We start from the raw sequence: 8985 nt of genomic DNA, 5'->3' as shown, positions 1-8985 counted from the left end.
GCTGGCCGGGGGGCTCGTTGTCTCGGCCGAGCACGATGATCTCCCGCCAGCGCAGCCGGGCTTCGTCGGCCATCTCGATGAGTGCCCTGATGCGGTGACGCGCCCCACGGGTCACTATTAAAGGTCCGGGTTCATAGGTCAGGAACGCGCCAGCGTCCAGCTTGGCGCGTACGTCCAGCGACGATTCACCGTCCCGGCCGGTTAGGGCGACGCTGGCAGTCGCTGTTCGCAAGGTCAGGGTGGTGTCGGGTCCGAGTTCGATGGTGAGCTGTAGTTCGTCGCCACCGAGTGGGCTGGCCGCGCTACCGACCAGGTGCACGGTCGCCTCCTTGCTTCCGGACGGGCCGGTGCGGCGCAGCGTGAGGGGGGGAGCAGACCGCATGGTGACCAGTCTGGTGCGGCCGTGGTCGTCGGCCTCGGCGCGGATGGCGGCTCGCGCTCTCATGGGTGCCGGCTCATCGGACGCTGCTCGTGGGTGAGCTCGTCGTGAGCTGTTCCCGCACCCAGTCGGCGATCGGGCGAACCCCGTCCGCACCCATGACGGCAGTGAACAGCGTCGGTCGCATCCCACGTTGCCGCTCGGCGTCCAGGCGCATGCGCTCCAGGTCGGCCCCAACGTGGGGGGCAAGGTCAACTTTGTTGACGATCAGCAGGTCCGAGCTGGTGATTCCGGGCCCGCCCTTGAAGGGGATGTCGTCGCCTGCGGCGACGTCGATGACGAAGACCTGGCGGTCCACGAGCGCACGGCTCCAGGTGAGGGTGAGGTTGTCCCCCCCGCTCTCGATCAGGACGAGTTCGAGTCCTTGGACCGCGGCTATGAGCTGTTCCACGGCGTCGAGGTTGGCCGAGACGTCGTCGCGCACGGCGGTGTGGGGGCAGCAGCCGGTTTCGACTGCAACGATGCGGTCGGTGGGCAGGACGGCGGCGGCACGTAGAGCGTCGGCGTCGGCGGTCGTGAAGATGTCGTTGGTTACCACGGCAAGTTCGATGTCGTCCGTCAGCTCCGCGCATAGCCCGGCAATCACCGCGGTCTTGCCGCTGCCGACCGGGCCGCCGATGCCGACGCGTAGGGGTCCGGCCGGTGGCGTCCGCGTCGTGGGACGGCTCGTGGTCGCGTGCCTGTCAGGATGCAAAGAGGCGTCCTTCCGCGTCGCGGTGGTGGTCCGCTGTCTGCTCGACAAGGACGGCGGCGGCGGCCGGGAGTTGGCTCAGGTCGGTGGGCGTAGCGGCGGCCTGCTCGGCGACTTGTTCGATGTCGTGTGAGAGGGCGGCGAGCGTTGCGCTCACGGCATACGGGTCGAGGCCCAGCAGCCGCAGGGCAGCGGTGGCCGGCACCGCGACGCTGCCGTAGGCGGCGACCAGCGCCACGGTTCGGGGAGCCAGCCCGGCGGCGGCAGCGCACGCTCCCAGCACCACCACCCGATGTGGCCCGTCCGGGTGGCTGCCCAGCGCTTCCCAGTCGCGTTCGGGCCAGATGCGGTGCGCCACACGCAGGAGCTGGCGGCCGAGTGCCCGGGAGGTCGTCCGCAATGCCGGAGACACGATCCGGGCGGTGCATTCCAGGTCGAGCCGGCGCCAGTTGGGTGCAGCGGCCGCGGCAGCTGCCGCGAGCGCGGCCTCGGTCAGACCTACCGTCCACAGTCGTCCATCGAGGAAGGCCGTGAGGTCGGCCAGGTCGCGGACGCGGCCGTCGTTGACGGCGGCCTCAATCCCCCCAGAGTGGGCGTGGTCACCGGCGGGCAGCCGCGCGTCGGCTAGAAGCAGCGCGGCAGCCGGTGCGGTGTCGGTCGGTGTCACACCACCGGTAGCTACTTGAGGGGTGAACGTCTCGCCGACCGTGGATGCGGCCTCGACGCGGCTGATCTGGGGCACGGGGAGGGTCATCGCGTTCAGAACAGCGAGTAGCGCTGGGCGAGCGGGAGCTCGACGGCGGGGGCGGCTTCCACCGTCTCACCGTCGATCTCGACGACGAAGGTCTCTGGATCGACGCGGATGTCGGGGGTGGCGGTGTTCTGTGGTAGGGCGTCCTTGCCGCGGTCCCGACAGTCGGCGACCGCGACCAGGCGGCGTCGCACCCGGACACGGTCCGCCAACCCCGCGTCGATGGCCGCCGGGGCGACGAAGGCGAAGCTCGTGGCCGCCGCAACACCGGGGGCGGCACCGAACATCGGCCGCGGCAGGATGGGCTGGGGGGTGGGGATGGAGGCGTTCGCATCGCCGACCGCCGCCCAGGCGATCATGCCGCCCTTGAGGACCATGTCGGGTCTGATCCCGAAGAACCGCGGGTTCCACAGCGTGAGGTCGGCGAGCTTGCCGACCTCCACCGAACCGATCTCGTGTTCGAGCCCGTGGGTGACGGCGGGACAGATGGTGTACTTGGCGACGTAGCGACGGGCCCGATGGTTGTCGGCGGGACCGTCGCCGGGCAAGGGGCCGCGTCGGCGCTTCATCACGTGGGCGGTCTGCCAGGTGCGGACGATCACCTCTCCGGCCCGGCCCATGGCCTGCGAGTCGGAGCCGATGATGGAGATGGCGCCGAGGTCGTGCAGGACGTCCTCGGCCGCGATCGTCTCCGGGCGGATGCGGCTCTCCGCGAAGGAGAGGTCCTCGGGCACCGAGGGGTTCAGGTGGTGGCAGACCATGAGCATGTCGAGGTGCTCGTCGACGGTGTTGACCGTGTGCGGTCGGGTGGGGTTGGTGGACGAGGGGAGGACGTTGGGCTGGGAGCACACGGTGATGATGTCGGGCGCGTGGCCACCTCCGGCACCTTCGGTGTGGTAGGTGTGGATCGACCGACCGGCGATGGCCGCCAAGGTGTCCTCGACGAACCCGGCCTCGTTGAGGGTGTCGGTGTGGATCGCGACCTGGACGCCGGTGCGGTCGGCGACGGTCAGGCACGCGTCGATCGCCGCAGGGGTGGTCCCCCAGTCCTCGTGGAGCTTGAATCCGGCGGCACCACCGGCCAGCTGCTCGTCCAGGGCGCTGTGCGAGACCGTGTTGCCCTTGGCGAGCAGGGCGACGTTGACCGGCCAGGGATCGAGCGCCTCCAGCATCCGCTGCAGGTACCACGGCCCAGGCGTGACCGTGGTGGCCTTGGTGCCCTCGGCCGGGCCGGTGCCGCCGCCGACGATGGTCGTGATGCCGCTGGCCAGCCCCTCCTCGAGGATCTGGGGGCAGACCAGGTGCACGTGGCAGTCGATCGCACCGGCGGTGAGGATCCGTCCGTTGCCCGCGATCGCTTCCGTGCCAGGACCGATCACCAGGGCGGGGTCGACCCCGTCCATCGTGTCGGGGTTGCCGGCCTTGCCGATGCCCGCGAGGCGTCCGTCACGCACGCCGACGTCGGCCTTGACGATCCCCCAGTGGTCCAGCACGACCACTCCCGTGATGACGAGGTCCAGCGCCCCATCGGCGCGGCTGGCCCTCGATTGTCCCATCGACTCGCGGATGACCTTGCCGCCGCCGAACACGACCTCGTCCCCGCCCTGGGCACGGTCATCTTCGATCTCGATGAGTAGGTCGGTGTCGCCGAGCCGGATGCGGTCGCCGGTCGTCGGTCCGAACAGCTGCGCGTACCGCGCGCGATCGATCTCAGCCATCGTCGGGCTCCCGGTCGTCGAGGCGGCCGGCGCACAGCCCCCGGAACCCGGCAGCGATGCGGTGGCCACCGAACGCGACGATCTCCACGTCCTGCTGCAAGCCGGGCTCGAAGCGGACCGAGGTGCCCGCCGGGACCGCCAGCCGGAAGCCCCAGGCGGCCTGCCGGTCGAAGGCGAGAGCCGCGTTGGCCTCGGCGAGGTGGAAGTGTGAGCCGATCTGGATCGGTCGGTCGCCGGTGTTGCGGACGCGCAGCGTCCGGGTGGGTCGGTCGGGCACGACCTCGATGGCGCCCTCGCGGACGACGATCTGTCCGGGGATCACTGCGTTCGTCCTCCCGTGGTCACTGGATGGGATCGTGGAGGGTCACGAGCTTGGTGCCGTCCGGGAAGGTCGCCTCAACCTGCACCTCGTCCACGAGTTCCGCCACGCCGTCCATGACGTCGCTGCGGTCGAGTACCTCGCGGCCGGCCTGCATCAGGTCGGCGACCGTGCGGCCGTCGCGGGCGCCCTCCAGCACGAACGCGGTCAGGAGTGCCACCGCCTCGGGATGGTTGAGACGTAGCCCCCGGTCACGTCGACGCTGGGCGACGTCCGCAGCCACATGGATCAGAAGCCGCTCCTGCTCGTGTGGAGTCAGACGCACCTCTCACCTCTCTCGGGTCGGTCGGGCTCAGACGACCAGTAGGTCGTTGACCGTCTCGGCGTCGACTTCTCTCGTCCGTCCCTGCGCGACGATCCTGCCGGCGTCCATCACCGCGTACTGGTCGGACAGGCGCAGCGCGAAGTCGACGTACTGCTCGACCACCAGGACGGACGTGCCGCGGTGGCCTCGCAGGCGCCGCAGGGCATGCTCGATCTCGTCCACGATCGAGGGCTGGATGCCCTCGGTCGGCTCGTCGAGCACCAGCAGGCGTGGCCGGCGCACCAGCGCACGGGCGATGGCCAACTGCTGGCGCTGTCCACCGCTCAGGACCCCGGCGCGCCAGGTCAGGAGCTCCTCGAGCCGCGGGAAGACCTCCAGGGCCTCGGAGACCGCCACCGTCGCGTCGCGCCCAGCCGACTCGGCGACGACCGTGAGGTTCTCCCGGACGGTCAGGTCCGAGAACACCGCCTGGCCCTGGGGCACGTACCCCATGCCGAGACGGACACGCTGGTAGGGCTGCAGGCCGCCCAGGTCGGTGCCGTCGAAGGTGATGGTCCCGTGCCAGACCGTCACCAGCCCGAGGACGGCCTTCAGCAGGGTCGTCTTGCCGACACCGTTGCGTCCCATGATGGAGGTCACCGCGTCAGGTGCGGCCAGGTCGATCCCCGACAGCACCTTGGTCGAGCCGTAGCCGGCGTGCAGGTCGTCGATCCGCAGCATCCTTCAGTTCACCTGACCGTCGCGGGTGGACACGTGGGTCTCGTCGGGGACGTCGGCGTCCGCGTGCTGACGCCCGAGGTACACCGCCCGCACGTGCTCGTCGGCCTGGACCTCGTCGACCGTGCCTTCGCACAGGATGCGACCCTCGTGCATGACGGTGACCCGGCGGGCGAACCGGCGCAGGAAGCGCATATCGTGCTCGACGACGATCACGGTACGGTGTTCGACGAGCTGCTCGAGCAGCTGGCCGGTGCGCGTGCGCTCTTCTTGGGTCATCCCCGCCACCGGTTCGTCGAGCAGGAGCAGCCGAGGGTCCTGCACCAGCAGCATCGCGATCTCGAGCCACTGGCGCTGGCCGTGCGACAGGATCCTCGCGGGGTGCTTGGCCAGGTCGGTGAGCCCCACTACCTCCAGCGTGTCGGCGACGTCCGGCGTGATCGCGGTGCGCCGACGCAGCAGGGTCGTCCAGGGTCGGTGCAGGCCAGCTGCCAGGTCCACGTTGGCCAGCACGGACAGCTCGTCGAACACGGTGGGCGTCTGGAACGAGCGACCGACACCGAGCCCCACGATCGCGTGTTCCCGTGTACCAGCCAGCTGGGTGCCCGCGAACCGGATGCTCCCCGTCGCGGGACGGACCCTGCCGGTGATCGCGTCGATCAGGGTCGTCTTGCCGGCGCCGTTGGGGCCGATCAGGAACCGGAGCTCGCCTGCCTCCACGTCCAGGTCGAGGTCATCCACGGCGTGGAAGCCGCCGAACGACACCGTCAGGCCCCGAATCCGCAACAGCGGCTCGCTCATCCCGGCAGCTCCGCACCGGTGGGGGCACGTCCGAAGCCCCCGGGTGAGGCCGCAACGCGGGCCACGCGCCGACGGATCCCATCGATCAGGCCCGCGAGCCCACGCGGTGCGAACACCAGCACGACCACCAGGAGGGCGCCCTGGAGGTACAGCCAGCCGGACGGCATCGCTTCGCTCAGGGTGGTCTGTCCGAGCCCGAACAGCACCGCTCCGAGAGCGGCCCCGTACAGCGTTCCCCGTCCGCCGACCGCGACCCACAACACCATCTGGATCGACGGGATGATCCCGATGATGCCCGGGGCGATGATCCCGACGATCGGCACGAACAGAGCCCCAGCCAGTCCGGCTAGCGCCGCACTGAAGGCGAACGTGGCCGTCTTGATCACGGTCGGGGAGTAGCCGAGGAACCGCACCCGGTCCTCGCCGTCTCGGGTGGCGATCAGCAGGCTCCCGAAGCGGCTGTGGACCAGTTGCCTGGCGATCAGGTAGCTGCCCGCCAGCGCGGCGACGACGATCAGGTACAGCCCCCGCTGGACTGCGGAGGAGGTGAGGTCGTAGCCGGCCAGGGTCGTGAAGTTGGTCATCCCGTTGGTGCCGCCGGTGACCCCTTGCTGGCCGACCAGGACGATGGCGAACGCCGCGACCAGCGCCTGTGTGAGGATCGCGAAGTAGGCCCCACGCACCCGGTTGCGGAACACGATGTAGCCGAGCCCGCCGCCCACCAGCGCCGGTACCACGACCGCCGCGGTCAGCGTGAACGCCAGGTTGGAGAACGGTTCCCACCACACGGGCAGCGTGGCGGTACCGCTCCAGCTCATGAAGTCCGGCAGGCGCCCTCCGGCCGCGACCAGCTTGAGGTGCATGGCCATCGCGTAGCCGCCCAATCCGAAGAACAGCCCGTGACCCAACGACAGCATCCCGCCGTACCCCCAGGCGACGTCCAGGCCGATGGCCAGGATCGCGTACGTGAGGTACTTGGCGAGCAGCCCGAGCCGGAAGGCCGACAGCAGGAAGGGAGCGGCCAGTAACCCCAAGAAGAGGATCACGGCCGTGACCCGGCGAGCTCGCGTGAGCGGGACGAACCGCCGACGTCGCGGCGCTGCCGGCGGATACGAACGTGGAGGTTCGGCCGCTCGCTTCGTGCCGCCTGGGGCCTGGATCGTGTCGCTCATGCCAGGGCTCTCGATCGGACGCCCGACACGCCCTGGGGACGGAACTGCAGGAACACGACCACCGCGACGAAGAGGATCGCCTTGGCCAGGCTGGCGCCCGTGGTGAACTCGACGAACGAGTTCAGGATGCCCAAGCCGAACGCGGCCACGACCGCCCCCCACAACCGGCCCAGTCCGCCCACGATGACGACGAGGAAGGCGTCCACCAGGTAGAAGATCCCGATCGTCGGCCCGATCGGACCGAGCAGGGTCAACGCGACCCCGGCGACACCGGCAAGTCCCGACCCGATCACGAACGTGCTGGCATCGACCCGCGGCGTGGCGATGCCGCTCGTGCCCGCCAACTCGCGGTCCTGCATCACCGCACGCATGCGCCGGCCGGCAGGCAGCACGTGGATGAATACCGCGACGGCGGTGATGGCCACGACCACGAGCCCGAGGATGAACAGCCGCGTGTAGGGCAACTGCACACCGGCCACCGTGAGCCCGCCGCCCAACCAGGCCGGCGCGACCACCTGGACGTTGGGCGCCCCGAAGATGTCGCGCGCCGCCTGCTGCAATGCGAGCGCGACCCCGAAGGTGACCAGCAGCGTGTCCAGGGGGCGGCCGTACAGCCGACGGATCAGGGTGCGCTCGAGGAGCAGGCCCAGCAGCCCACCGACGACGAACGCCCCGGGGAGGGCCACCACGAACGACCGTGTCGCGGCCTCGGGACCCAGTAGTTGCTGGACGGTGTAGGCGGTGTAGGCCCCCGCCATGAGGAACTCGCCGTGCGCCATGTTGATGACGTTCATCTGGCCGAACGTGAAGGTCAGGCCCAACGCGACCAGCAGGAGGATCGCGCCGAGGCTCAGACCCACGAACAGCTGGGGCAACACCACGTCCATGGTCGAGCCTCCCATCGATCGGAAGTGGGCTGGTGGGTCAGCCCTCGTCGGGCGCGAGCTCGGACGCCCACCCGTAGGTCCTGAGGAACGGGTCGGGCTCGACGGGCTCGTCGGTCGCCCACACCTGCTCGATCTGGCCATCCGGTTGGACTACCCCGATGCGCGCGGTCTTGAACAGGTGCTGGTTGTTTCCATCGATGGTGTAGGTGCCGCCAGGTGCCTGGAACGTCAGTCCCGCAGCGGCCTCCTTGACCGCTTCCGGCTCGGTAGAGCCGGCCTTCTCGACGGCCTGCGCCCACAGGTACACGCCGGCGTAGTTGGCCTCCATGGGATCGGTGGTGACCCGCTCGGCGCCGTAGCGGTCCTTGAAGGCGGCCACGAACTCCTCGTTCTCCGGGGACTCCAGAGACTGGAAGTAGTTCCACGCGACCAGATGGCCGGCGACGTTCTCCGGCCCGATCCCCTTGATCTCCTCCTCAGCGATGCTCACCGACATGACCGGCAGGTCCTCGGCGGTGATCTCAGCGTTGCGCAACTGCTTGAAGAACGCGACGTTGCTGTCGCCGTTCAGCGTGTTAAACACCGCATCCGGATCGGCGCTCTTCATCCGGTTGATGACCGTCGAGTACTCGGTGTGACCCAACGGGGTGTACTCCTCACCAACGATCTCTAGGCTGTTCGCGGCCGCGTAGGCACGGATGATCTTGTTGGCCGTGCGCGGGAACACGTAGTCGCTACCGAGCAGGAAGATGCGCTGGTGGCCCTGCTCCTTCAGGTACTCCAACCCCGGGATGATCTGTTGGTTGGGTGCGGCTCCCGTGTAGAAAATGTAGGGGGACGCCTCCAGCCCCTCGTACTGCACCGGATACCACAGCAATTCTTGGTTGCGCTCGAACACCGGCAGCATCGCCTTACGGCTAGCAGAGGTCCACCCACCGAAGACCGTGGCAACCCCATCCTCGTTGATGAGCTTGTCGGCCTTCTCCGCGAAAGTGGGCCAGTCCGACGCACCATCCTCCACGATCGGTTCCAGCTGCTTGCCCAACACCCCACCCGCCGCGTTGATCTCCTCGATTGCGAGCATCTCGGCGTCCTTCACCGATACCTCGCTGATCGCCATCGTGCCGCTCAACGAGTGCAGGATGCCCACCTTGATGGTGTCGCC

Annotated in this window: 10 protein-coding genes and 1 pseudogene; all 11 read right to left on the bottom strand. The window is 69.2% G+C overall.

The window, feature by feature from the left end; translation table 11 throughout:
• A partial coding sequence (locus tag M3N57_04875; protein MDP9022031.1) for an urease accessory protein UreD occupies positions 1–445 on the bottom strand: 445 nt, incomplete at its 3' end.
• Positions 446–455: 10 nt separating this feature from the next.
• Positions 456–1070, bottom strand: a pseudogene (gene ureG, locus M3N57_04870) (urease accessory protein UreG).
• Between the two features lie 52 nt (positions 1071–1122).
• Entirely contained in the window at positions 1123–1872 is a 750-nt protein-coding gene (locus tag M3N57_04865; protein MDP9022030.1) for an urease accessory protein UreF, read from the bottom strand.
• 17 nt (positions 1873–1889) lie between these two features.
• The gene (locus M3N57_04860) at positions 1890–3599 is read right to left on the bottom strand and encodes an urease subunit alpha (protein MDP9022029.1); all 1710 of its coding nucleotides are present in this window, start codon (positions 3597–3599) and stop codon (positions 1890–1892) included.
• Positions 3592–3921, bottom strand: a complete 330-nt coding sequence (locus M3N57_04855) for an urease subunit beta (GenBank protein MDP9022028.1) — start codon at positions 3919–3921, stop codon at positions 3592–3594. The genes M3N57_04860 and M3N57_04855 overlap by 8 nt, the downstream gene beginning before the upstream one ends.
• A gap of 19 nt (positions 3922–3940) precedes the next feature.
• Positions 3941–4243 carry an urease subunit gamma gene (locus M3N57_04850; GenBank protein ID MDP9022027.1) on the bottom strand — a complete coding sequence of 101 codons (303 nt, stop codon included), beginning with the start codon at positions 4241–4243 and terminating at the stop codon, positions 3941–3943.
• Positions 4244–4270: 27 nt separating this feature from the next.
• Entirely contained in the window at positions 4271–4963 is a 693-nt protein-coding gene (gene urtE / locus M3N57_04845) for an urea ABC transporter ATP-binding subunit UrtE (protein MDP9022026.1), read from the bottom strand.
• Between the two features lie 3 nt (positions 4964–4966).
• Positions 4967–5761 (bottom strand): urea ABC transporter ATP-binding protein UrtD, encoded by a 795-nt coding sequence (urtD, locus tag M3N57_04840; protein ID MDP9022025.1) that lies wholly within the window; start codon positions 5759–5761, stop codon positions 4967–4969.
• On the bottom strand, positions 5758–6807 hold the full coding sequence (gene urtC / locus M3N57_04835; protein ID MDP9022024.1) for an urea ABC transporter permease subunit UrtC: 1050 nt from the start codon (positions 6805–6807) through the stop codon (positions 5758–5760). Before urtC ends, urtD begins: the two co-directional genes overlap by 4 nt.
• Positions 6808–6929: 122 nt before the next feature.
• Positions 6930–7820, bottom strand: coding sequence for an urea ABC transporter permease subunit UrtB (gene urtB, locus M3N57_04830; protein ID MDP9022023.1), 891 nt, complete (start codon positions 7818–7820; stop codon positions 6930–6932).
• A gap of 37 nt (positions 7821–7857) precedes the next feature.
• Positions 7858–8985, bottom strand: a 1128-nt coding sequence (gene urtA / locus M3N57_04825; protein ID MDP9022022.1) for an urea ABC transporter substrate-binding protein, incomplete at its 5' end; no start/stop codon positions are given.

The organism is Actinomycetota bacterium, assembly GCA_030776725.1.
In the GTDB taxonomy this organism is placed as follows: Bacteria; Actinomycetota; Nitriliruptoria; order Nitriliruptorales; family JAHWKO01; genus JAHWKW01.
The sequence above is the reverse complement of the archived record's forward strand: the minus strand, read 5'-3'. Positions and strand labels throughout refer to the sequence as shown.